Below are 23,008 nucleotides of genomic sequence, written 5' to 3' on the forward strand. Positions count from 1 at the left end.
GTCGAAAAATCTTGGTGGAGAAAATTCGACGAATTTTCTCAGAACAGGATATCAATCGGTCCGTTGTGACAGATGATGACATATTGATTGGCGGTGCGGATCAGATGGTATCCGCGCCGTTTTATTTCTGCCTGGAAAGCCGCGTGGCCAACCTCGCGTTCAACCCAGGCGACTGAGCGACGCACGACGGCGCCCGTTCGTGCAGACCGGGACGAGAAAAGCTGAGTGATCCATGGCTCGGGATTTGGCTGATATGTCATCATGCCTGGAGCTTTTCTCAATAGGGTTAATCGTCCCTTAAGGTGTCAGCAGTTTTCGGTAGAGCGTTTCCACAAACTGACCGGCGCCTTCGAAAGGGTCCTCATCCCCCAGGATCGCCCGGACCTGAACATCAAAATCCGCATAGTGCTGCGTCAGCGCCCAGATTGAGAAAATCAAATGATAGGGATGGACCCGCGCAATTTTACCGTGCTCCATCCAACGGGTGAGGATCGCGGTTTTGTCATCAACCAGCTTTTTAAGATCGCTGGATAAAGCCTCGTGAATACGCGGCGCGCCCTGAACAAGTTCATTGGCGAACAAGCGGCTTTCGCGCGGCAGATCGCGGCTCATCTCAAGTTTGCGTTGAATGTAGGAGAGTATTTCTTCCAGCGGATCGCCGTTTTCGTCCAGCGCATGTAGAGGGGCCAGCCAAACCTCAAGCAGACCGGATAGAAGCGCTGTGTGAATCGCCTCTTTCGATGGGAAATAATACAGCAGGTTCGGTTTGCTCAGCCCCGCTTCGGTGGCGATTTGGTCCACGGTGGCTCCGCGAAACCCGTGGGCTGAAAAGACATTCAGAGCGGCTTCAAGAATCGCTGCCCGGTTTTTTTGCTGAATCCGTGTCGCGGCGCGGTCTTTGGGCATGCTTATCCGAGCTCTTTTTTGATCGGTTGTTTGGCAGACATGTCGAAAGTTCCGTCGATGTCATGCAATTTCTTGACTGATGTTGAACCCGTGATAGCGTGAGTTTGACCAGATGGTCAAATCAAGACACCAAAAGCGAGCCAAATCGCAAGCAACAGGGGAAGACAGATGGCAGCTCCGGCGCAGAACCTAAGGATCAATGGCGACAGGTTGTGGGACAGCCTGATGGAGATGGCTAAGATCGGTCCTGGTGTTGCGGGCGGGAACAATCGCCAGACGTTGACCGACGAAGACGCTGAGGGGCGCGCATTATTCCAGAAATGGTGTGAGGATGCGGGTTGCGCGATGGGTCTGGACCAAATGGGTAACATGTTCGCCCATCGCGAGGGAACGGACCCGGAGGCCCTGCCGGTCTACGTGGGCTCACATCTGGATACACAGCCCACGGGCGGCAAATATGATGGTGTTTTAGGCGTGCTTGGCGGGTTGGAGATCATCCGAACCCTGAACGATCTTGGCATCAAGACCAAACATCCCATCGTGGCGACCAACTGGACCAATGAAGAGGGGACGCGATATGCGCCTGCAATGCTGTCATCGGGCGTATTCGCGGGAATGCACACCCAGGATTGGGCTTACGATCGCGAGGACGCCGAAGGTAAGAAATTTGGGGATGAGCTGAACCGCATCGGCTGGCGTGGAGATGAAGAGGTTGGTGCGCGCAAGATGCACGCCTTTTTTGAACTGCACATTGAACAAGGACCGATACTGGAAGCCGAAGAGAAGGATATCGGTGTTGTCACCCACGGTCAGGGGCTGAGTTGGACGCAAGTGACGGTGACCGGCAAGGACGCACATACCGGATCGACCCCGATGCCGATGCGCAAGAATGCCGGACTGGCGATGGCGCGGATATTGGAGAAGGTGGACGAAATCGCCTGGTCTCATGCCCCGCACGCGGTTGGTGCGGCGGGTCATATCGATGTGTATCCGAACTCTCGCAATGTGATTCCGGGCAAGGTTGTGTTTACTGTTGATTTTCGATCGCCGGACTTGGACGTAATTGCCGATATGGAAAACCGGTTGCGTGTGGCAGCCGAGGATATCGTCGAAGAGATGGGTTTGCAGATCGAATTCGAGAAGGTTGGTGGATTTGACCCGGTGAAGTTCGATGACGACTGCGTGGCTGCAGTGCGGAATGCTGCGGAACGTCTGGGATATTCGCATACGGACATCATCTCGGGGGCCGGACATGATGCCTGCTGGATCAACCGGGTGGCACCGACGGCAATGGTGATGTGCCCTTGCGTGGACGGGTTGAGCCATAATGAGGCTGAGGAGATCAGCAAGGATTGGGCGGCAGCCGGGGCCGATGTTCTGTTTCATGCAGTCGTTGAGACGGCTGAGATCGTGGAATAGGGGGCTCTGCCCCCGTCGCCCGATGGGCGACTCCCCCGGGATATTTTTAGCCAGATGAAGCAAGCGGCGCAGACCGCATCAGGGAGTTTAAGATGAGCACTGTGATCAAGAACGGAACCGTTGTGACCGCTGATCTGACCTATAAGGCAGATGTGAAGGTTGAGGGTGGCGTGATTACCGAAATTGGGCCGGACCTGCGTGGTGACAAGGAATTGGATGCGTCGGGCTGTTATGTCATGCCGGGCGGGATCGATCCGCATACGCATCTGGAAATGCCGTTTATGGGCACCTATTCCAGTGATGATTTTGAAAGCGGGACGCGGGCGGCGCTGGCTGGCGGGACCACGATGGTGGTGGATTTTGCGCTGCCCAATCCGGGTGAAAGCCTGTTGGATGCGCTGAAACGCTGGGACAACAAGTCAACGCGGGCGAATTGTGACTACTCGTTCCATATGGCGGTGACCTGGTGGGGTGAGCAGGTGTTTGATGACATCAAGACAGTGATCGAGACACGCGGCATCAACACGTTCAAGCATTTCATGGCCTACAAAGGCGCTCTGATGGTGAACGACGATGAGCTGTTTGCCTCGTTCAAACGTCTGGCCGAGCTGGGCGGCACCGCGATGGTTCATGCAGAGAATGGCGATGTGGTTGCTGAGCTGAGTGCGAAATTGCTCGCCGAGGGCAATACCGGGCCGGAGGCACATGCTTATTCCCGCCCACCGCAGGTTGAAGGTGAGGCAACCAACCGCGCAATCATGATTGCCGATATGGCCGGTGTGCCGCTTTACGTGGTGCATACGTCCTGTGAGGAGGCGCATGAGGCCATCCGACGCGCGAAGATGCAGGGCAAGCGGGTGTGGGGCGAGCCATTGATCCAACACCTGACATTGGATGAAAGCGAATACTTCCACCACGATTGGGAGCACGCGGCGCGTCGGGTCATGAGCCCTCCGTTCCGGAACAAGCAGCATCAGGACAGCTTATGGAACGGTCTGCAGTCCGGGACACTGAGCGTTGTGGCCACGGATCACTGTGCCTTTACGACCGAGCAGAAACGCTATGGCGTGGGGGATTTCACCAAGATCCCGAACGGGACCGGAGGGCTGGAGGATCGGATGCCGATGCTTTGGACTCATGGGGTGAATACCGGGCGCCTGACGCCGAACGAGTTCGTGGCTGTCACTTCAACGAACATCGCCAAGATATTGAATTGTTATCCGAAAAAAGGTGCAGTTCTTGTGGGCGCGGATGCGGATCTGGTTGTTTGGGACCCGGACAAGGCCAAGGTGATCTCGGCTGAGACTCAGCAATCGTCCATCGACTACAACGTTTTCGAGGGCAAAGAGGTGCGCGGGCTGCCTCGGTTCACGCTGACCCGTGGTGCAGTGGCTGTTCATGACGGCGAGATCAGGACGCAGGAAGGACACGGGAAATTCGTGGCGCGTGAGGCCAATACCCATGTGAATAAGGCGCTGAGCACCTGGAAGGAACTGACAGCACCGCGACCGGTCGAGCGGACAGGTATTCCGGCAACTGGGGTTTGATCACGGCAAAATGGGTTTGGAATTCTGGCTGGATATCTCGGCGGATGTGGCGGCGATCCTTGCTGCGCTGGCTGTGATCGTAACAACTGCGTTTGTTTGGAGGCAGATGCGCCTGCAGGCGCGCGGTCAGGACAAGGATGAGCGGCGGTTTTTGCGTGAATCGATCCATGTGATTCACGAAACGCTGCAAGCCATTCAGTTCCGTGAGGCAAGGCAGCGTTTCTTTGCTGGCCCGCATCTGAGTGACTACAGTAACCTGGAAAGCGAGGAGCGCGGGTTAGCGCGTTATATACTCAGCGTTTATGGGTTGATGGCGCGGATGATCAGACACGGTGCAATTGATGAAGAAATTCTGCGTGATTACTGGCGTACGGCACTCTATCGCGATTGGGACAGGCTGGAGAACTTCGTCAGTGGCGAGCGCCTGAGGGCAAAAAATGGAAACCTTTTCGCTGCAACCGAGCAAATGGTTGCCCGCTGGAAGACAACGGATAAAGAGACATGAACGAAGCGGGCACAACTGTTATCGAAGCCAGAAACTTGGACCTCACCTTCCAAACCAATGACGGGCCAATACATGCTCTGAAAGACGTGAACCTGGCCATCAACAAGGGTGATTTCGTCAGTTTCATCGGTCCCTCAGGCTGCGGCAAGACCACGTTTCTGCGCTGTATTGCGGCGCTTGAAACGCCGACGGGTGGCGCTCTGACCGTGAATGGAATGACCCCGGATGAGGCGCGGAGAAGCCGGGCTTACGGATATGTGTTTCAGGCGGCGGGGCTGTATCCATGGCGAACGATTGCCAAGAACATCAAGCTGCCGCTTGAGATCATGGGCTATTCCTCTGCTGAGCAGGATGAGCGGGTTAATAAGGTCTTGGAACTTGTTGATCTTGCAGGATTTGGCGGCAAGTTTCCGTGGCAGCTTTCGGGTGGGATGCAGCAGCGGGCCAGCATCGCGCGGGCCTTGGCGTTTGATGCAGACATCCTGCTGATGGACGAACCGTTTGGCGCGCTCGATGAAATCGTGCGCGACCATTTGAACGAGCAGCTGTTGGCATTGTGGGCACGGACCGAGAAGACCATAGGGTTCGTGACGCACTCGATCCCCGAAGCGGTATATCTGAGTACCAAGATCGTTGTGATGAGCCCGCGGCCCGGTCGGATTACGGATGTGATTGACAGCCCTCTGCCGAAGGAACGACCCCTGGATATACGCGATACGCCCGAGTTTATCGAGGTTGCTCACCGTGTGCGTGAGGGGCTGAGGGCCGGTCACGGGGATGACGTGTGATGATGGGGAAGGACATCAGGCGGGCCTCTCTTGACGATGTGTCGGACTGCGCACGCATCATCGCGACTTGGGCTAAGCAGACCGATTGGATGCCCGAGGAACTGCCAGAGGAGAAGCTGGCAGATCTCATCCGAGAAGCTTTCCCGGATCGCGACATCTGGATCGCTGGCGAGCCGGTTGATTGCTACATGTCGGTCGATCCGGTCGGCTGCAAGGTGGGTGCCCTTTACTGTCTGCGAACGGGGCAGGGTGTCGGCAAGCAACTGTTGGATAAGGCCAAAGACGGGCGCGATTATCTACGGCTGACGACGCATGTGCCCAACGTGCGGGCGCAGCGGTTTTACCGTCGTGAAGGGTTTGTCGAGACGGGAACCGAACCGCCGACACCGCCCGATACCGTTCCGGTTATTCGGATGGAGTGGCGCGCATGAAGCAGATCATTGCTGTGCTGACCGTCATCGCCGCACTTGTTGTGGTCTGGTACGCGGCCTGTATCCCGATGAATATCAAAGGGGTTCTGACTGAACAGGAGCGCGCGGGCGCCGAAGTTCAGCCCCCCTCGGCCAAGGATCGACGCGACCTGAGTGAGATCGGGCTGGCGTTGAACAACAGTTTCGCCATACCTGCCACGTGGGAACAGGATCGTCCGCGCTTGCCGGCGCCTCATCAGGTTGCAATCGAATTGTGGGAGACCACGGTTCAGAAGAAAATCACTTCAAAGCGCTCACTGATCTATCATGGTTGGGTGACGCTGAGCGCGACGATGCTGGGTTTTGCGATCGGTACCGGTTTGGGTATCCTGCTGGCCGTCGGGATCGTGCACAGTCGGGTGATGGATTTGTCGGTGATGCCCTGGGCGATTGTCAGCCAGACCATTCCGATCATCGCGCTGGCGCCGATGATCATTGTTGTCCTGTATTCGGTCGGCATTCAGGGGATCATTCCCAAGGCGATCATTTCGGCGTATCTGAGTTTCTTCCCTGTGGTCGTTGGCATGGTGAAAGGACTGCGCAGCCCGGATGCCATGCAGCTTGATCTGCTGAGGACCTATAATGCTAGCCGCTCGCAGGGGTTCTGGAAGCTGCGCCTGCCGGCCTCGATGCCCTATCTGTTCACATCGCTGAAAATTGGCGTCGCCGCGTCTCTAGTGGGGGCCATCGTCGGTGAACTGCCTACCGGTGCCGTAGCGGGGCTGGGCGCGCGATTGCTGGCTGGCAGCTATTACGGCCAGACCGTGCAAATATGGTCAGCGCTGTTCGCGGCGGCCATTCTTGCAGCCTGTCTGGTAGGGTTGCTGGGGCTGATTGAACGGGCGGTACTGAAACGAATGGGGATGGCACAATGATACCTATTCTTGGTGCAATCGCTGTCTGGTTATTGGGCTGGTGGTTGAACAGCCGTCTGGCCAGCGGACCCTACTCCGACTCACGGATGGTGCGGTTTCTTGCGCCCATGATCTTCGGTCTGACCGTCATTGGCATCTGGGAGCTGGTCGTGCACGGCCTTGAGGTGCCATTGGTCATCCTGCCGGCACCATCTGTCATCTGGGATCGCTTCTGGGATAGCCTGCCGACGCTTTGGGCGGACTTTGTACAAACGATCATCAAGGGTGCTTTGAGTGGATATCTCATCGGATGTGGCTCGGCCTTCCTGATGGCGATTGCTGTGGATCGTTGGGATTTCCTGCGCCTCGGGCTGCTGCCTGTCGGAAACTTCGTCGCAGCGCTGCCGATCGTGGGCACAGCGCCAATTCTGGTGATGTGGTTCGGCTTCGACTGGCACTCCAAAGCGGCCGTTGTCGTTGTGATGGTGTTCTTCCCCATGCTGGTGAATACCGTGGCCGGTCTACGCGAAGCCACTGCGATGCAGCGGGACCTAATGGAGACTTACGCGGCCACATATTGGCAAAGTTTTCTGAAACTGCGTTTGCCAGCGGCGATGCCATTCATTTTCAACGGGTTAAAGATTTCTACCACCCTGGCCCTGATCGGCGCTATCGTGGCCGAGTTCTTTGGCTCACCCACCCTGGGTATGGGCTTTCGGATTTCAACCAGCGTCGGTCAGTTGTCGCTGGATATGGTCTGGGCTGAAATCGTGGTGGCCGCGCTGGCGGGGACGGCCTTTTATGGCCTTGTAGCGATGATCGAAAAGGCGGTGACCTTCTGGCATCCGTCGCAGCGAGGATAGAAGGAATAATTCAACAGACCCCAAAAACGGGGCAAACATAAGCAACTAGGAGATATGATGATGAAGAAGCTACTCAGCGGGGCGGTTGCCGCCTTTAGCCTGGCAGCCGGCGCGGCACTTGCTGCGGACGAGGTGACGCTGCAATTGAAGTGGGTCACTCAGGCGCAGTTTGCGGGCTACTATGTGGCGAAAGACAAGGGATTCTATGAGGAAGAGGGGCTGGACGTCACCATCCTGCCCGGAGGCCCCGACATTGCGCCGACGCAGGTGATCGCGGGTGGCGGTGCAGATGTCACCGTCGAATGGATGCCGGCAGCTCTGGCTGCGCGTGAAAAAGGACTGCCTTTGGTGAACATCGCGCAGCCCTTCAAAAGCTCGGGCATGATGCTGACCTGCTGGAAGGATGCGGGGATCGCTTCACCCGAGGATTTGAAGAACCGCACGCTGGGTGTCTGGTTTTTCGGCAACGAGTTTCCATTCATGAGCTGGATGAGCCAGTTGGGCATCAGCACCGATGGTAAAAGCGAGAGCGGTGTCGAGGTTCTCAAACAGGGCTTTAACGTCGATCCTTTGCTGCAACGTCAGGCAGATTGCATCAGCACCATGACCTACAATGAGTATTGGCAGGTGATCGACTCGGGCGTCGCGCCCGAGGAACTCGTGACCTTCAAATACGAGGATCAGGGCGTCGCCACGCTTGAGGATGGTCTGTATGTGCTTGAGGAAAACCTGAGCGATGCGGCTTTCGCCGACAAGATGGAGCGGTTCGTCCGTGCCTCGATGAAAGGCTGGAAATACGCTGAGGAGCACCCGGATGAAGCAGCCGAGATCGTGCTGGAGAACGATGCGACCGGCGCCCAGACCGAAGAACATCAGAAGCGCATGATGGGTGAGATTGCCAAGTTGACCGCAGGGTCGAACGGTGCTCTGGACCCGGCAGATTTCGAGCGTACGGTTGGAACCCTGCTGGCGGGCGGATCTGATCCGGTTATCACCAAGCAGCCAGAGGGCGCCTGGACACACCAGATCACGGACGCTGCACTGAACTAAACACAACCTATAACGAACCAATCGAACGCGGCCCCCAACGGGGCCGCGTTTCTTGTTTTGAATGCCGGTTTTGTGTCTGTACTTGCGGGCTGAAAGGTTTAATGATCTTATGTAATTATATGCATTTCATTAGGAAATGCTGATATGGTGGTATATAGTGCAGGGATTTGCAGCAGAATTCAATCAAGCGCTCTCACTTATCCTCAATGGGGATGCAGAGCTGTGGGCGATTGTGCTTTTGTCTCTGCGGGTCTCGATCTTTGCTGTTCTGATTTCGGCGGTCATCGGAATGCCTATCGGAGCGGCGTTAGCCGTTGCGCGATTTCCCGGGCGCCGCGTGATGATTATCCTGGTGAATGCTCTGATGGGGTTTCCGCCGGTTGTGGTCGGTTTGCTGGTTTATCTGATGCTGTCCCGATCGGGCCCTTTGGGGGTGTTGGAACTGCTCTATACCCCGACCGCCATGATCATTGCTCAGGTGGTGCTGGTGACGCCGATCATGGCAGCACTCACCCGGCAGGTGGTCGAAATGCTGGCCGAGGAGTATTCCGAACAGCTCCGCTCGCTTGGCGTATCCCGTCTGGCCTCGGTTCCGGTGCTGCTGTGGGACGCGCGCTTGGCGCTGGTCACCGCTTTGCTGGCCGGGTTTGGCCGGGCGATCGCCGAGGTTGGCGCGGTGATTATTGTGGGCGGCAATATCAATCACGTCACCCGGGTGATGACCACCACGATTGCCCTTGAAACGTCGAAAGGAAATCTGGCGTTGGCGTTGGCCTTGGGGGTCATCCTTATCGGCCTCGCCGTGGTGGTAAATGCGATGGTCAGTACGCTGACCCTGCGCGCCGAGCGGGAAGGGCTGCGCCATGCGTGATGTCGTGACCGGGACGCCGGGTGTATTGGAGGTAAGCGGGTTGTCCATTGCCCGCGATGGCAAGGTGCTGCTGGATGTCCCGCATCTGTGTCTCGATGGCCCCGGCCCAACACTGATTCTTGGTCCCAACGGGGCGGGCAAAAGCCTGTTGCTGCGCTGCCTGCACGGTTTGATTCAGCCGGACCGGGGACGAGTCTGCCAGAACGGGGTTGTTTTGAATGCGGGTCACAAAGCGCGGCAGGCGATGGTGTTTCAAAGCCCTGTATTGTTGCGCCGCTCGGTTGCGGCCAATCTGGACTTTGTGTTGAAGCGGCAATCCATGCCACGCGCGCTGCGCAAGAGACGTATCGAGGCCCTGCTGGCCGAAGGTGGGCTGGATGGTAAGGCACGTCAACCCGCGCGCTCGCTCTCCGGCGGCGAGGCGCAGCGGCTGGCGATTTTACGGGCGCTGGCGTTGGACCCCGAGACGTTGTTTCTGGACGAGCCCACCAGCGCATTAGACCCCAGCGCCACGCAGATGATCGAGCGGATGGTGCTGCGCGCCTCGACCCGTGGTGTGCGCATCGTGATGGTGACGCATGACATCGGGCAGGCGCGACGTCTGGCATCGGACATCGTGATGATGCAGGCGGGATATGTGGTTGAACACGGGGCGGCGCGGCGCGTTCTGGAAACCCCGGAAAGCGACGACTCGCGCCGGTATCTGGCTGGCGGATTGGTAACCTGATGAATAGATGGAGAAAACGAGTGATTCCAGATTTCATTCGTGTATCGGTAGTGGCGCTTGGCCTGACGACGGGCATTGGTTGGGCAGACGAGCCCTTCATCATCGTGCAATCCACGACATCGACGCAGAACTCGGGCTTGCTGGATTACATCCTGCCGGGATTTGAGGCGGAAACCGGTATCGACGTTCGTGTCGTTGCTGTTGGAACCGGGCAGGCGATCCGGAATGCGGTCAACGGCGATGGCGATGTTCTGCTGGTTCACGCCAAACCCGCCGAAGAACAGTTCGTGGCTGATGGCTGGGGCGTGGAACGGTTCGACGTCATGTACAACGACTTTGTGCTTGTCGGCCCAAAGTCTGACCCGGCAAATGTGAAAGGCGGCTCGGATATTGTCGAGGCGCTGGCAACCGTGGCTGGTGGAGAAGCCCCTTTCGTTTCGCGCGGGGACGACAGCGGGACGCATAAGGCCGAGATGCGCCATTGGGGTGCGGCAGGCATCGACCCGACAGGAGCGTCGGGAACCTGGTATCGCGAAGCCGGTGCGGGCATGGGGGCAACGTTGAACGTGGCCAGCGGAATGGGAGCCTATGTTCTGACGGACCGTGCGACATGGCTGTCCTTCGGCAATCGGGGCGATCTTGAGGTTTTGGTCGAGGGCGACCCGCGGTTGTTCAACCAATATGGCGTGACCCTCGTGAACCCGGAAAAGCACCCCGGAGTGCGCGCAACTGCAGGTCAAAGGTTCATTGACTGGCTGATCGGACCGGATGGTCAAGCTGCGATCGATTCATATATGCTGGATGGTCAGCAGTTGTTTTTCTCAAACGCGAAGTAGATTTCGCCTTCGGCGAGAGTATTGCGGAAAAGATGAAGAGCTAGCCGCTTGCGCCGTTGTAATGGATATGGCCCAGGGCCGACAGGTCGTAGCCGCCAAGCTGGGCGGCGCGTTCGGTGAACCGGTCGGAATGCAGAAAGTCCGTCAGGTTTTGCATCGGAGCATCGAAAAAGGCGCGGCGCCATATTGCGAGATCCAGGCGTTCGGAATGGGTGGGCACGAATCTCAGGTCGTAGAACCCGGCCAGAGCACCCAACCCGAACCCGGCTTCGGCCTTGCCGTCGCGCAGGGCGATCGCCAGTTCTTCTTCGGTGCGGGCGCAGATTGGCAGGGCATTCAGATCATCACGGCTGAGCCCGTGTTTGTCGAGCTCTGCGTCGAACAGGTGCTGACTTGCGGCGCTGTTCTGACGCAAAATGACGCGACGGTCCCTCAGGTCCTGAAATCCGGAAATGCCGGAGGTGCCAGGCGCAAGCAGCAGGCCGCGCTGGCGGTGGGCGATCTGGTACAGGATGACCGGTGCGTTACCCACGGCGTCCTGCAGTGATTGGGTGTTGAAGCCACCCGGTTCGTGTATGTGCATCGCTGCCGCCTGCGCGGTGCGATCCGAAAGCCGGTTCAGGCCATCGAATGATCCGTCATAGTAGGTGGCCAGTCCCGATCCGCTTTCCCGCAGCGCCCAGTCCAACAAGGGATCGTGGCTACCGGCAACAATGGGGGGCAGGGGCGGCTCGGCCACTTGCGGGCCTGAGCGCGAGGCATTGAGCCATGCGATGATCTCGGCCTTGGGAAACAGTAGCTTGCCCATGGCGCGCACGCAGGGGATTTCGCCGGACGAGGCCAGATCGTAGGCTTTCCGCTCGCCGATGCGCAGCAGATCCGCCAGTTCTCGGGTGGTCAGGTATTGCGGCATTCAGTCGAGACGTACCGAGGAGCCGGAACCCGCATCAGCGGCGCTGAAACCGATCTGGTCCAGCACGGTTGGCGCGGTCGCGGTTATGACAACCATCACAACGACGGCGGACAGGAAGGCTTTCATGGTCTCCTCCGGCTCAGTTTTCAGGTGCCGTCGCGCGTCGCAGGAAGGCGATCAGATCAATACGGTCTTGCGATCCGGTGATCCGCTGCATCGGCATCTTTGATCCCGGAATGTAGTGGTCCGGGCCCTCGTCGAAAAGAGCGTTTATCGTGTCTTCATCCCAAATGATATCAGAGTTTTGCAGTGTGTCTGAGTAGAGATACTCGGGTAAAGTACCTGCTGAGCGCCCAAACACGCCATACAGGGTCGGCCCCGCACGCCGTCGGCCATCCGGTGTCAGGCTGTGGCAGATTGAGCATTTGCGGGCGAACTGGCGTTCCCCGTTTCCCATTTCGTCCGGGTTTTTTAGAAAGCTGGGTTCGGTTGCCGCCATTTGTTCGCGATCTTCCGGGGCAGAGATCGGCCAGCTGTACATCGCTTCATCGATGCCGCCAGCGTGGATGTTCTGTCCATCGGTCGAAAAGGCCAGCGCCCAAACGGGCCCGCGCAGCGTGGCCCTGAAATCCTGTGCGATGCGCCAGTTCAGGGTGTCGATGACCATGATGTAACCCTCACCATCGCCGACTGCGAGAAGACTTCGATCAGGGCTGAGGGCAAGCGCCAGGATCGGGCGGCGATCGAGTGTAAAGTCGTGTTCCTGACCGGTCTTCAGGTCGAGGATGCGGGTCACGCCATCGACGGCACCGTAGGCGATCCAGTTGTCTGCAGAATTCAGGACCAACTCGTTTATGCCAAACCCATGTTCGACAAGACGATCCACCTCGTGACCGCTTGCGACGTCCCAGACACGGATCGAACCATCGACGCCGGCCGACCAAAGCTGTGATCCGTCAGCTGTGAACACCACCGCGTTTACCCCGCTTCCCGTTGGCCCGAGCAGCTTGGGTTCTGATCCATCAACTGGCCAAAGACCGATCGTTCCGTCCCAGCTTGCCGTTGCAACATGGGTTTTTGATGCGGCCAGACCGACAATTTTTCCTTTGTGTTGGCCAACGACGTCTCCACCGGGCCAGCGGCGTAGAGTGAAGTCATCCCCGGCGGAGTAGATTGCGGTACCGTTGAACGCGACAGTGTTGACGGCAGCTTCGTGCCCTTCCAGCCATTCCGGGTTCTGTCCGGTCCAGATACCAACCGAGTTGTCGAAACTAGCAGTAGCGATACGACCATCCGGTGCGGTTGCGATGCCCATGATCGGCCCGCCGTGGCCCTTGAGTGTGAAGAACTCAGCTGACGCGGACACAGGGGCCAAGGCCAGTGCTAAAAATAGCCAGCGCATCTATTCCGCAGGCGAGGCCACACCTTTGCTCGCCTCTTTTTCCTGCACCTCGTCCAGCCACAGCGAGTGGTGCTCGCGCGCCCACTGTTCCTCAACCTCGCCAGTGCCCATGGCGTCAAACGCGCCCTCCATTCCGACGGAACCCAGATAGATATGAGCAATGATGATGGCGATGAACACATAAGCCACCATGACGTGCCAGACTTGCGCGTATTGCATCTCTTCCTGCGGAGACATCTGTAAAGGCAGGTTCAGCCCAAGCATCTGAGGAATACCGGTTGAATTCGCAATCGAGAAGGTTTTGGCAAACAAAGGCATCTCGAACGGGAACAGCAGGGACAGGCCCGATAGGCTGATAGAAACGCCCAAAAGAATGCACGCCCAGAAGATGATCTTTTGCCCAGCGTTGAACTTCTTGGCAGGCGGGTGACTGCCTTTGGTGAACAGCCCCCCTCCGGCGGCCAGCCATTTCAGGTCGGTCCGGTTGGGGATGTTATGCGCGATCCAGTTCAAGGTCACGATGATCAGCCCCAGCATAAAGGCCCATGCGAGGTTATTATGCAGCCACTTGCACCCCTGAGCGATGGCGGCAAAACCCTCTTTCCCGAAAATCGGGATCAGGAAATCCCGACCATAGAGCGTCAGCAGACCGGTGAGGCCAAGGATCAGGAATGATCCGGCAAAAAGCCAGTGGCCGAATCGTTCGAAACCGGAAAACCGCGTCACGGTGCGGCCTGTTTTCTCTCCGTCGATGCGGATTTTGCCACGCAGCAGGAAGAACAAAAGAATGATCGCCACCATTCCAACCAGAATATAGGTGCCGTATTCGCGAAGCGGGCCGGTGCGAAAGTTCAGCCACCACATCCCACCATCCTGGATCAAGACGCTGGCGGCCGGTCCTCGGGATGAAACTGTGACATCGGCTGATCCGTATCGCAAAGCGCGATATACGTCGCTGTCTGACGCGACTCCGCGTGTTCCTAGCTGACCCAGCAGCCCCTCTGCATTTCCTTGCCCGGTATTCTCGGACCGATAAGAATTGTCGACCTGTTCTCCGCGCTGGCGTGCAAGAATGTCTTCAAGTGTCGAGGCGCCTCCAGTGGTCGAGCGATCAGGAGCTTCCTGTGCCAGAGCGGGCACCGTGAAGACAAAAATGCAGAAGATAAGTCGCAGAAATGCCATGTCAGCCTCTGTCGCGGTGTTGCAATCGGACCTCCGCCACAAAACGCGGCAGAGATTTTTCGTCGAAAAATCTTATGGTGCCCCGGCGCGACCTGCGCGCGCCGGTACATCCGTTGGCGGAGTTATCCGTCTTTCTGGTCGTAGGCCGTGCCCCAACCCCAAGCGCCCGAGCCGAAGCCGCGCGCCACGACGCGTTCGCGGTAAACGGCAGACACCACGTCGCCGTCACCGGCAAGCAGGGCTTTGGTGGAGCACATCTCGGCGCAGATCGGCAATTTGCCCTCGGCGATCCGGTTGCGACCGTATTTGGCGAACTCTGCGGTCGAGTGCGTTTCCTCGGGGCCACCGGCGCAGAAGGTACATTTGTCCATCTTGCCGCGCGATCCGAAGTTGCCCGCCTGCGGGTATTGCGGCGCACCGAAGGGGCACGCATAGAAGCAATAGCCGCAGCCAATGCACAGGTCCTTTGAGTGCAGGACGACGCCTTCTTCGTTCTGATAGAAGCAGTCGACCGGGCACACCGCCATGCAAGGCGCATCCGAACAATGCATACAAGCCACCGAGATCGAGCGTTCGCCCGGGTTGCCGTCATTGATTGTCACCACCCTGCGGCGGTTGATGCCCCACGGCACCTCGTGTTCGTTTTTACACGCGGTTACGCAGGCGTTGCACTCGATGCAGCGTTCAGCGTCGCAGAGAAACTTTGCTCTAGCCATTCGTCGTCCTCCTTACGCTGCCGAGATCTTGCAGAGAGTCGCTTTGGTCTCCTGCATCTGGGTCACTGAATCGTAGCCATAGGTTTGGGCGGTGTTGGAGCTTTCACCCAAGACATAGGGATCAGCGCCTGCGGGATATTTGTCCCGCAAATCCTGTCCCTGGAAATGGCCGCCAAAGTGGAACGGCATAAAGGCGACACCGGCACCGACCCTGTTGGTCAGCATCGCCATCACTTTGACCTTTCCACCCTCAGGACCTTCGACCCAGACCTGCGATCCATCGCGAATACCAAGGTTGTTGGCATCGCGTGGATTGATCTCGACGAACATGTCTTGCTGAAGCTCGGCCAGCCACGGGTTCGACCGGGTTTCCTCGCCACCGCCCTCATATTCGACCAGACGACCTGACGTCAGGATTATCGGGTAATCCTTTGAAAAGTCGTTCTTTTGGATCGAGGCATAAAGGGTAGGTAGGCGATAGGCCTGACGGTCCTCGTAGGTCGGATAATCCGCCACCAGATCGCGTCGGTTCGTATAGAGCGGCTCGCGATGCAGCGGGACGGGGTCCGGGAAGGTCCAGACGACCGCACGGGCTTTGGCGTTCCCGAAGGGCGCACAGCCGTGCTCGATCGCAACCCGCTGGATGCCGCCCGAAAGGTCAGTCTTCCAGTTGGTCTTCTCGGCTGCAACGGCATCAATGGCCGCGCGTTCTTCTGCGGTCAGATCGCCGTCCCAGCCTAGATCCATCAGCATCTGCATCGTGAATTCGGGATAGCCATCCTGAATTTCCGACCCAACGCTATAGACCCCTTCGGCCAGCAGGTTGTCGCCATCGCGTTCCACGCCAAAGCGAGCGCGGAAGGTCAGGCCGCCTTCGGCCACCGGTTTGGACATGTCATAGAGGTTTGGTGTCCCCGTATGACCCATTTCCGGTGTTCCCCAGCAGGGCCAGGGCAGACCGTAGTACTCGCCATCATTCGGACCGCCCACAGCCTGCAGCGTAGTTCTGTCGAACGTGTGCTGGTTGGCCATGTGGCTTTTCAGACGTTCTGGCGATTGTCCGGTATACCCGATTGTCCAGAGGCCCGAGTTGAACTCACGCGTGATGCTTTCAACATTCGGGGTTTCGGGATCTTCCATCTCGATATTGCGGAAGAACCGATCCGCCCAGCCGAACTTGTTGGCGAACTTGGCCATGATGACCTCGTCGGGCAGGCTTTCGAACAGGGGTTCGACGATCTTGTCCCGCCACTGCAGCGACCGGTTCGAGGCCGTGACCGAGCCACGGGTTTCAAACTGCGTACAGGCGGGCAACAGGTAGACGCCATCGGTGCGGTCATGCAGTACGGCGGAAACGGTGGGATACGGGTCGATCACGACTAGCATGTCCAGCTTTTCCATCGCCGTTTTCATTTCCGTCATTCGGGTCTGCGAGTTGGGCGCGTGGCCCCACAGAACCATGGCGCGAACATTGTTGTCTTGGTCCATGTTGGCCGGGTCTTCCAGAACACCGTCGATCCAGCGAGAGACCGGGATTCCGCGCTCGTTCTGCAGCGGTTTGTCCTTGCCTTCCTTGTCCTTGATCGTGGCGAATTGGCCTGCGAGCCATTCGGGCTCTTCACCCCAGACACGAGCCCAGTGACCCCATGCGCCTTTCGACAGGCCATAGTAGCCCGGCAGAGTGTGGGACAGAACACCAAGGTCGGTTGCGCCCTGCACGTTGTCATGGCCACGGAAGATATTGGTGCCGCCACCCGAAGTGCCCATGTTGCCTAGAGCTAACTGGAGCACGCAATAGGCGCGGGTGTTGTTATTGCCGTTGGTGTGCTGCGTACCACCCATGCACCAGACGACCGTACCGGGACGGTTGTTCGCCATCGTGCGGGCAACGCGCTTCAACTGTGATCCCGGAGTTCCGGTTACACGTTCGACCTCATCCGGGTTCCACTTAGCAACCTCTTCGCGGATCTGATCCATACCCCAGACACGGGTGCGGATGAACTCTTTGTCCTCCCAGCCGTTGTCGAAGATGTGCCACAGGATACCCCAGATCAGCGCCACGTCTGTACCAGGGCGGAAGCGGACATATTCATCTGCATGAGCCGCAGTGCGCGTAAAGCGCGGATCACAGACGATCAGCGGTGCGTTGTTCTGCTCTTTCGCGCGCAGAATATGCAGCAGCGAGACGGGGTGCGCCTCGGCCGGGTTGCCACCGATGATGAAGATAGCCTTGCTATTGTGCATGTCATTGTACGAATTGGTCATGGCGCCGTAGCCCCATGTATTCGCAACACCCGCAACAGTGGTTGAGTGGCAGATACGAGCCTGGTGATCTACATTGTTCGTGCCCCAGTAGGCGGCGAACTTGCGGAACAGATAAGCCTGTTCGTTATTATGCTTGGCAGAACCCAGCCAATACACGCTGTCTGGCCCGGATTCCTCGCGGATGCTCATCATGCCGTCGCCGATCTCGTTGATCGCCTCTTCCCAGCTGATGCGCTTCCACTCGCCGCCTTCCTTTTTCATCGGATACTTGAGGCGGCGCTCGCCATGGGCGTGCTCGCGGACCGAGGCCCCCTTGGCGCAGTGTGCACCCAAATTGAACGGACTGTCCCAGCCGGGTTCCTGCCCGATCCAGACGCCGTTCTGTACCTCGGCTACGACCGTGCAGCCCACCGAGCAGTGAGTGCATACGGATTTGATATTCTCAACGGCGGTGTTTGCCGCTGTCTGGGCACTGGCAGGCGTCACGGTTCCACCCGTGGCGCTGATCGCGGCAAGGCCGCCGATCGTCAGGCCCGAGCCACGCAGGAATGCGCGGCGATCGACGGTTTTCTCGCCGACTTGGGACAGGATACTTGTCCGCTGGGGGCGTCTCGCAACCCCGTTGGTCTTTTTCCTAAGCATTTCTTTCCTCCCTTGCGCGCCGTGTAAGCCACGGCTGGCTTGGTACTGCTGCTCCCGACGTCAGGGCCAATCGCAACCGTCTGTCAGGTGTGAAAACGTCCGGTCTTAGAACCGGGTGCTTTCGATGTATGCGCGCGTGTGCGCGGTGTCCTGCATCCGGGTTTCGTCCGTCGGCAGCTCGGCTGCTTCGGCTTTCCCGGTCAGGCTGGCAGCGGCGACGGCAGCGGGCGCTGCGGTTCCGGCCAGTTTCAGGAAGTCGCGGCGGGTTGCGCCTTCTTCCTTGGTCTTGCTCATGGGTTCCTCCTGTCCCAATTGCAGTTTGGTGCCGTGCGGCACCGGCGAATGGCGGGTTAGGCCGCCGTCATTCGGAAGGCTTCGCGTTCAATCTCCATGAACACCCGACCGGCGGTACCGACCGAGGCATAGAGCACCGAGTTCTCAGCGCCTTCCAAATCCGAATAGAAATGCGCGGCCCAGGGGCCGATATGTTTACTCCAGAACGCTTTTTGATCTTCGACCGAGGCAGGGGTGCCAAACCGACCGACGATCATGCCCGCCATCATTTCCATCAGCGACGCGATGTTGTCTTCAGGCTCATAAACATTCTGCGCTCGGGTGATGCCCCGCGCTGCCATGTCATTGCGCAATTGGGCCAGAGGTTTCTCGTTCAGGAACCCTGTCAGATAGAAAGAGGCATAAGGCAGCAGTTCGCCCCGCCCCAATCCGATGAACAGCGCGTTAAATTCCCGTTCGGCAGCGGCGGGTTTGGTGACCTTTGCCACCCGCGCCATGGCCTGAATGGCCTGACCTAGATCCGAGTCATCTCCGCTCAGGCCAGCCATCTGGTCCAGCAGCACATGATCGGGCGGACCGGCAAGAAGCAGGCCCAGGAAATTGTAGAAATCAGCGCGCAGGCGATCCTCGGCCGAGACGTCCAGGGGTTGCGCGTTATTTGCGGTCATTCAGCTATCCTTCGAATTCAAATTTCATACGGCGTGGGGCAGGGGTAAGCTCAGCGTCCTCTGAGTCTTCCTCGGCTGCCATCAACATGGGTTCTGGTGAAGGTTCGGCGGCGTAGGACTCATCAGCTTCTGCTTCGGCAAGCTCGGAGGCATCGATCTCTGGCTCGGTTTCCGCAACTTCCTCTGGGGCGGCAAGAGCTTCGACATGAGCCAGCATACCCTTGCCAACCTGATAGGCCGTCTGGATGTTCTCGATCACGCAGGCGGCGTCTGTGTAGTCTTCGCCATAGTCGACCAGACCGTCGACGTTCGCCAGAACCGGGTTCAGCCGCCACAAACGCCGAAGCGCCCGACGGCGCAGGCGGTCGGGTACGGCCTTGGCCATAAAGCCCGAGATATCGTCACCCTCCTGCAGTTGGTCGGGGTCGGGCAGGTTGAACTCGGCCAGAAGCTCGGCATCGGTCTTTTCATCCAACTCGGCGTGCTGCGCAGCCAGCGCCTTCTCTTCGACCGTCGCGCGCTCGGCCTCGGCTTCGGCCTGAACGGCGGCCTTGCGGCGGGACCAGAAATCGCGCGCTTCGCTCATTGCAGAACCCTGCGCGGCGCGCGGTAAACATCGGAGTCCTGACGGATGCGACCGTCACCGCGGCCGTCTTCGACCAGATCGATGCGTTTCTTGTCACGGCGGCGTTTGACGAAGACCTCATCCTTGTGATGCAGGAGCGTGAAATCCCGCACCCAGGCAATCAGCCCTTCGGTCATCGGAATTTTCTCGACGATCTCTTCCCCGGTATCCGCGTAGTCCTGACCTTCGAACGGAGAGGCCGTGACCAAGACGGCATTCAGCGGCTGATCGCCCCTCAGTTCATCCCGCAGCACCAGATAGATCGACGGCTGGCCGTCGGCGAGGTTTACCATATAAGCTTCGGTTTCGTCGCGCCATAATGTCAGGGGCAGGGTGGCAGCATGATACTCGACGGCGTCGCCTTCCCGGCGCAGCTCGTGCCAATTGGCGGGGCCTGCACCGGGCAGTACCGCGACAGCGCGCCAGTTCCATCGCGCCCAGCGGGTCACTCCGGGTGTTTTGCGCACGACGACGCCAACCGACATTTCAATCTGGCTTGCGGCCTTGGCCACTGGCTCCTCCCCGGAAGGCTCTCCCCTGCCTTCGCTAAGATGTACTATGATACATAATTTGACGTTGTGCCAAGTCCACATCACGCGATTTGGTCGTATTCACCATTAATTTATTCGTTAACAGTCTCTGATTATGGTGATGGCCTGTGGTGTGATGAAAAATAATGCATAAATCGGGTTTTCGTCCCGACGTTGCATTGCCCCCGCCCGGATTAGGTCTAAGGTGCTTGGGGGCAGCAAGCAGTCCGGGGGAGGATATGGCCAGCAAGCTTTTGTTATGTGACTGCGAGAGGACGCAGTCACTGGATGCAGATCGCATATCGTCGACCTGCGAGGTGAGTTGCTCCAAGGTACACACAGCTTTGTGCACGCGTGAACTTGGCTTGGCGGTCGAACTGCTCAAGACAGACGATCAGGTGGTCATTGCTTGTGGGCAAGAGAAGGAGGTGTTTTCCGATCTCGCGGATGATCTCGGAGCGGATCAGCCTGGTTTTGTTGATCTGAGAGACCGCGCCGGATGGTCCGCACAGGGTAACGACGAGACCCCGAAGATGGCTGCGCTGACAGCCGAAGCACTTCTGCCTCAACCAATTGCGTCCAGCGTAGATGTTATTAGTGAAGGTACCTGCTGTATCATCGGCCCTGGGAACATCGCCTATGAGCTCGCGGCGCAACTGTCAGACGCTCTGGCGGTGACGGTGCTGGTCACCGATGATGTCGAGCCGCTGAGCCGTGCTTTCGATGTGGTCCGCGCAAAGGTGCGCAGCCTGAGCGGTGCCCTGGGTGGTTTTACGTGGCAGTTGGATCAAGTACAGCAGCTAAAGCTTGGCGGGCGCGGTCGCTTTACATGGGGCGCACCTCGGGATGGGGCGACTTCACGCTGTGATATCGTTGTTGATCTGACCGGCGGAACGCCATTGGTTCCTGCGGACGAGAAACGCGAAGGCTATTTGCGCGCCGATCCTCGCGATGCCGTCGCCGCTGCCCGTGTTGCCTTCGAAGCTGTGCAGCTTGTGGGGACGTTCGAGAAGCCGCTTTACGTGCGCCTCGACGAGTCACTTTGCGCCCATTCGCGGGCAGAGCAAATTGGGTGTTCGAACTGTCTGGATATCTGCCCAACCGGTGCGATCGCGCCTGCAGGAGATCATGTTGCGATCGATCCCATGATCTGTGCGGGATGCGGGGCGTGCTCTGCTTTGTGTCCCTCGACCGCGATCACTTACGAGGCCCCGCCGGTTTCGGCACTTCTGGCGCGTATGCACATCCTGGCGCGTACCTACCGACGCGCCGGTGGGACGGCGCCGCGCTTGTTGATCCATGATGAGCACGGGGCTGAAATGATCCGTCTTTCTGCCCGGTTTGGCCGGGGCCTTCCTGCGGATGTCATCCCGTTGGAACTGAGTGTGATCTCAGGCTTTGGTCATGCCGAGATGCTGGCTGCGCTGGCGCACGGATTTGCGCGTGTCGATGTCCTTCTGGCCCCAAGAACCGAGCGGGACGCACTGCACCTGGAACTGGCTCTGGCGCAGGCTATTGCCGGTGATGCCGGAATTGGCGTGATCGATGAAACCGATCCGGATGCCCTGTCAGATCTGCTCTATACACAGCAAGTCCCGCGGTCCTTGATCGATCCCGTGTTGCCGCTCGGCAATCGACGGCAGATTGCGCGATTGGCTGCGCAGGCTTTGAATCCCAAAGCCGAAGCACCTTTGCCGCTACCGGAGGGCGCACCATACGGAGCCGTCGCGGTGAACGCGGATTCCTGCACCTTGTGTCTAAGCTGTGTATCACTGTGTCCCTCTGGTGCGCTGATCGACAACCCGGACAAACCGCAACTGAATTTCCAGCAGGACGCCTGCCTGCAGTGTGGACTCTGCCGTACGATCTGTCCCGAACAGGCGATCGCGCTGGTGCCTCAGCTTGATCTGAGCGACAAGGCATTGTCGCAGCAGGTGCTGAATGAAGAAGAGCCGTTCGAATGCGTCGAATGCGGTGCGCTCTTTGGCGTCAGATCAACAGTCGAGCGGATCATGGAAAAGCTTTCAGGCACGCATCCGATGTTTGCGACCTCGGATCAGGCAAGACTGATCCAGATGTGCGATGATTGCAGGGTGAATGCCCAGTTCCACAGCGCCGACAATCCCTTTCAATCGGCGCCGCGCCCTCGCGTTGTAACGACGGATGACTATCTCTCGAAACGCAAGGATCACTGAAGTTGCAGCGGTGCGCCCAGATCGGCGGCGCTGATGGCGGCGACGAAGGCGAGAATCGCTTCAAGATCATCCAGGCTCATTTCAACCGGATGGATGGGCGATGGGCGCTCGGGCGAGAATGGTTCGGTCACGCCCTCGATTTGGGTGAACGAGGGATGCGGGTTCAGGGCAAAGAATGCCTGAAAACGCTCGGACCAGTCGGGCATCGCGCGCAGGACGGCGAAAGACGGCGTAGAGCCAAGCCCATTCATGCGGTTCTGCGGTCCAATGACGTGGCAACGGCCGCAATGCGTAAACGACAGATCTTGCCCCAACGCCGCATCGCCTTCGATTTCCTGTTCCTCGTCAACGACTGCAACATCGAAACTCGCGCTGAAGGGTGCTCCCTCGGTGGGAGCAAAGCTTTCGACCGTTCGCTTGCCAATATCGGACAGCAGCCAATCGCGGAAACGCGTCTGTTGAGGAGCGTCCATCGTGCGAAGATGATAAATGACACCATCACGCGCAAAAACCGGATCACCCGGAGGCGCGATGGCCAGTGACATGACGCCGTTTTCATCTGCGACAACGCGTATCCCGGTCTTGAGTGAGAAGCGCGGAAGAATATGTTGCAAAAGACCCGTGTCTGAGACTGCATCGGGTGCCGCAAGGCCAATCGCCTCTTGTGACCAAGAGGGGGTGGCAGAGAGCGTCAAGCTCAGGCACAACAGGGCAAAGCGCATGGCCAAACCTAACGGCGA

The 23,008-nt window shown here is 58.5% G+C and carries 25 protein-coding genes; 12 read left to right on the forward strand and 13 right to left on the reverse strand.

The window, feature by feature from the left end; genetic code table 11:
* Window positions 1-38 precede the first annotated feature (38 nt).
* A complete protein-coding gene (locus RA27_RS03475) occupies window positions 39-263 on the reverse strand; it encodes a hypothetical protein (RefSeq protein ID WP_039535005.1) in 225 nt (74 codons plus the stop codon).
* 34 nt (window positions 264-297) lie between these two features.
* Window positions 298-906 carry a TetR family transcriptional regulator C-terminal domain-containing protein gene (locus RA27_RS03480; protein ID WP_039535008.1) on the reverse strand — a complete coding sequence of 203 codons (609 nt, stop codon included), beginning with the start codon at window positions 904-906 and terminating at the stop codon, window positions 298-300.
* Window positions 907-1,074: 168 nt separating this feature from the next.
* Here RA27_RS03480 and RA27_RS03485 point away from each other — a divergent pair, with 168 nt between their 5' ends.
* From RA27_RS03485 to RA27_RS03535, 11 genes are all read left to right on the forward strand, one after another.
* Window positions 1,075-2,325 carry a Zn-dependent hydrolase gene (locus RA27_RS03485; protein ID WP_039535010.1) on the forward strand — a complete coding sequence of 417 codons (1,251 nt, stop codon included), beginning with the start codon at window positions 1,075-1,077 and terminating at the stop codon, window positions 2,323-2,325.
* A 92-nt stretch (window positions 2,326-2,417) separates the two neighbouring features.
* Window positions 2,418-3,872, forward strand: a complete 1,455-nt coding sequence (hydA, locus tag RA27_RS03490; RefSeq protein ID WP_039535012.1) for a dihydropyrimidinase — start codon at window positions 2,418-2,420, stop codon at window positions 3,870-3,872.
* A gap of 46 nt (window positions 3,873-3,918) precedes the next feature.
* Entirely contained in the window at window positions 3,919-4,377 is a 459-nt protein-coding gene (locus RA27_RS03495) for a DUF4760 domain-containing protein (protein WP_193746460.1), read from the forward strand.
* Window positions 4,374-5,165: an ABC transporter ATP-binding protein gene (locus RA27_RS03500; RefSeq protein ID WP_039535017.1), complete on the forward strand. Its 792-nt coding sequence runs from the start codon at window positions 4,374-4,376 to the stop codon at window positions 5,163-5,165. Before RA27_RS03495 ends, RA27_RS03500 begins: the two co-directional genes overlap by 4 nt.
* On the forward strand, window positions 5,165-5,596 hold the full coding sequence (locus RA27_RS03505; protein WP_039535019.1) for a GNAT family N-acetyltransferase: 432 nt from the start codon (window positions 5,165-5,167) through the stop codon (window positions 5,594-5,596). Before RA27_RS03500 ends, RA27_RS03505 begins: the two co-directional genes overlap by 1 nt.
* A complete protein-coding gene (locus RA27_RS03510; protein WP_039535021.1) occupies window positions 5,593-6,510 on the forward strand; it encodes an ABC transporter permease in 918 nt (305 codons plus the stop codon). Before RA27_RS03505 ends, RA27_RS03510 begins: the two co-directional genes overlap by 4 nt.
* The gene (locus RA27_RS03515; protein WP_039535023.1) at window positions 6,507-7,352 is read left to right on the forward strand and encodes an ABC transporter permease; all 846 of its coding nucleotides are present in this window, start codon (window positions 6,507-6,509) and stop codon (window positions 7,350-7,352) included. Before RA27_RS03510 ends, RA27_RS03515 begins: the two co-directional genes overlap by 4 nt.
* A gap of 60 nt (window positions 7,353-7,412) precedes the next feature.
* Complete coding sequence (locus RA27_RS03520; protein ID WP_039536916.1) at window positions 7,413-8,402, forward strand: ABC transporter substrate-binding protein; 990 nt, start codon at window positions 7,413-7,415, stop codon at window positions 8,400-8,402.
* A gap of 157 nt (window positions 8,403-8,559) precedes the next feature.
* Window positions 8,560-9,273, forward strand: coding sequence for an ABC transporter permease (locus RA27_RS03525; RefSeq protein WP_039535025.1), 714 nt, complete (start codon window positions 8,560-8,562; stop codon window positions 9,271-9,273).
* Window positions 9,266-10,000, forward strand: coding sequence for an ATP-binding cassette domain-containing protein (locus RA27_RS03530; protein ID WP_039535027.1), 735 nt, complete (start codon window positions 9,266-9,268; stop codon window positions 9,998-10,000). The genes RA27_RS03525 and RA27_RS03530 overlap by 8 nt, the downstream gene beginning before the upstream one ends.
* 20 nt (window positions 10,001-10,020) lie before the next feature.
* A complete protein-coding gene (locus RA27_RS03535) occupies window positions 10,021-10,836 on the forward strand; it encodes a substrate-binding domain-containing protein (protein ID WP_039535029.1) in 816 nt (271 codons plus the stop codon).
* A gap of 40 nt (window positions 10,837-10,876) precedes the next feature.
* Here the strand turns inward: RA27_RS03535 and RA27_RS03540 are convergent, their stop codons facing one another.
* From RA27_RS03540 to RA27_RS03580, 10 genes are all read right to left on the reverse strand, one after another.
* Window positions 10,877-11,749, reverse strand: a complete 873-nt coding sequence (locus tag RA27_RS03540) for a helix-turn-helix transcriptional regulator (protein ID WP_039535031.1) — start codon at window positions 11,747-11,749, stop codon at window positions 10,877-10,879.
* A complete protein-coding gene (locus RA27_RS24875) occupies window positions 11,750-11,875 on the reverse strand; it encodes a hypothetical protein (protein WP_255353506.1) in 126 nt (41 codons plus the stop codon). It lies immediately after the preceding gene.
* A gap of 13 nt (window positions 11,876-11,888) precedes the next feature.
* Window positions 11,889-13,151 (reverse strand): c-type cytochrome, encoded by a 1,263-nt coding sequence (locus tag RA27_RS03545; protein ID WP_039535033.1) that lies wholly within the window; start codon window positions 13,149-13,151, stop codon window positions 11,889-11,891.
* Window positions 13,152-14,333 (reverse strand): formate dehydrogenase subunit gamma, encoded by a 1,182-nt coding sequence (locus RA27_RS03550; RefSeq protein ID WP_039535035.1) that lies wholly within the window; start codon window positions 14,331-14,333, stop codon window positions 13,152-13,154. It abuts the gene before it with no gap.
* A gap of 122 nt (window positions 14,334-14,455) precedes the next feature.
* The gene (gene fdh3B, locus RA27_RS03555) at window positions 14,456-15,049 is read right to left on the reverse strand and encodes a formate dehydrogenase FDH3 subunit beta (protein WP_010439472.1); all 594 of its coding nucleotides are present in this window, start codon (window positions 15,047-15,049) and stop codon (window positions 14,456-14,458) included.
* Between the two features lie 12 nt (window positions 15,050-15,061).
* Window positions 15,062-17,956, reverse strand: a complete 2,895-nt coding sequence (locus tag RA27_RS03560) for a formate dehydrogenase subunit alpha (RefSeq protein ID WP_039535037.1) — start codon at window positions 17,954-17,956, stop codon at window positions 15,062-15,064.
* A 105-nt stretch (window positions 17,957-18,061) separates the two neighbouring features.
* Window positions 18,062-18,250, reverse strand: coding sequence for a ubiquinol-cytochrome c reductase iron-sulfur subunit N-terminal domain-containing protein (locus tag RA27_RS03565; protein WP_039535039.1), 189 nt, complete (start codon window positions 18,248-18,250; stop codon window positions 18,062-18,064).
* A gap of 56 nt (window positions 18,251-18,306) precedes the next feature.
* Window positions 18,307-18,918, reverse strand: a complete 612-nt coding sequence (locus RA27_RS03570) for a molecular chaperone TorD family protein (RefSeq protein WP_039535041.1) — start codon at window positions 18,916-18,918, stop codon at window positions 18,307-18,309.
* 4 nt (window positions 18,919-18,922) lie between these two features.
* The gene (locus tag RA27_RS03575; protein ID WP_039535043.1) at window positions 18,923-19,504 is read right to left on the reverse strand and encodes a DUF3306 domain-containing protein; all 582 of its coding nucleotides are present in this window, start codon (window positions 19,502-19,504) and stop codon (window positions 18,923-18,925) included.
* The gene (locus RA27_RS03580) at window positions 19,501-20,055 is read right to left on the reverse strand and encodes a DUF3305 domain-containing protein (RefSeq protein WP_039535045.1); all 555 of its coding nucleotides are present in this window, start codon (window positions 20,053-20,055) and stop codon (window positions 19,501-19,503) included. Before RA27_RS03580 ends, RA27_RS03575 begins: the two co-directional genes overlap by 4 nt.
* Window positions 20,056-20,312: 257 nt before the next feature.
* Here RA27_RS03580 and RA27_RS03585 point away from each other — a divergent pair, with 257 nt between their 5' ends.
* Window positions 20,313-22,268, forward strand: coding sequence for a 4Fe-4S dicluster domain-containing protein (locus RA27_RS03585; RefSeq protein ID WP_039535048.1), 1,956 nt, complete (start codon window positions 20,313-20,315; stop codon window positions 22,266-22,268).
* On the opposite strand, the gene RA27_RS03590 is transcribed toward RA27_RS03585, so the two are convergent.
* A complete protein-coding gene (locus tag RA27_RS03590) occupies window positions 22,262-22,990 on the reverse strand; it encodes a hypothetical protein (protein ID WP_039535050.1) in 729 nt (242 codons plus the stop codon). The two genes, RA27_RS03585 and RA27_RS03590, sit on opposite strands and share 7 nt — an antisense overlap.
* Between the last annotated feature and the right edge of the window lie 18 nt (window positions 22,991-23,008).

The organism is Ruegeria sp. ANG-R (genome assembly GCF_000813985.1).
Taxonomy (GTDB): Bacteria; Pseudomonadota; Alphaproteobacteria; order Rhodobacterales; family Rhodobacteraceae; genus Ruegeria.